At 43.5% G+C, this 1,153-nt stretch carries 1 protein-coding gene; it reads right to left on the reverse strand.

The features are described 5' to 3' along the window. Window positions 1-138: 138 nt before the first annotated feature. Window positions 139-762 carry a chemotaxis protein CheB gene (locus tag ACUVJL_RS37170; protein WP_445250393.1) on the reverse strand — a complete coding sequence of 208 codons (624 nt, stop codon included), beginning with the start codon at window positions 760-762 and terminating at the stop codon, window positions 139-141. Between the last annotated feature and the right edge of the window lie 391 nt (window positions 763-1,153).

Genomic DNA, 1,153 nt, shown 5'->3' on the forward strand with positions numbered 1-1,153 from the left:
AGCAAAAATAAGGTGTAGAGGTCTAGATTGCATTGTGCTGTCGATGGTTTAGTAATTTCTCTGATTGTCCGATACCTAGAAAGTAAACGACCCATCTTTATCAATGCACTATTTTGTTATTCTGTCAATGCGTAAGTCCTACTTAGATTCAATTTCGATCTCTTCGGTCATCGGGTAGGCTTCTTGCTCGGCGGCAGGTTGCTTTGATAACTGCACTAGCAGGTGTGGGATTTCTGCCACTGGCAGGCAGCGATCAACCTTCACATATCGCAAGGCACTGATTGCCATACTGGGGTATTCTGCTTCTTTTGGATCTTGGACGATCGCCACTCCGCCCCGTTTCTTAACTGCCTGTAATCCCACCGTGCCATCATCCAGATAGCCAGTCAGTACCACACCCACCACCCTTGAACCATAAGCACGAGCCGCTGAACGAAATAACGAATCGATCGCGGGTCGAAATCTATTTTCTTTAGGCCCATGCACCACGCGCATTGACCCTTGATTGAGCAACAGGTGATAATCGGGGGGCGCGACATAGATTCGCCCTTTTTGAATTGGCTCTCCGTCGGACGGGTGAGATGCCGGGAGAGAGCCTAGATCTGCCAGAATTTTGGGAAGAATGCTGGGCTTATCGGCTGCGAGGTGCTTAACAATAAAGATGGCAGCATCTATGTCAGTAGGCAGAGTACCCAAGATGGCGCCCAGTGCTTTGAGTCCGCCTGCCGAAGCTCCAATAACGATAATGTCGTGTCCAGGCATAAATTCCTTTTTTTTTAATGACGACTGAAAGCAGCCCAACTTTATCTATGTTTTTTGATTTTTTTAGCACAACGAAAGCTGATGTTTAGCAGCAGTGACCAAATGGTCGTCAAGGCTAAAACCTGCATTCGACAGTGCTTTTATTTCTAAATATTTTTGCTCCTAGGCATAACTCTCTCATCTAAGTTAGAGTACAAACTACTATAGATAGACTCGGGCAATTTTACTGTAATGCGCCGCCCACCTTACTATAAGTAGTTAAACAAAATTAATTACATAAATAACTAATATGATATACTAAAGTAGTAAGTTGTATTTAAAGAGATTTTATATGTTTTTACTTCGAGATATTAATCCACTTTCCTTGAAATTGCTAAACCGAATTTATCGC

The sequence above is a fragment of the Microcoleus sp. OTE_8_concoct_300 genome, from assembly GCF_031383065.1.
Lineage (GTDB): Bacteria > Cyanobacteriota > Cyanobacteriia > Cyanobacteriales > Microcoleaceae > Microcoleus.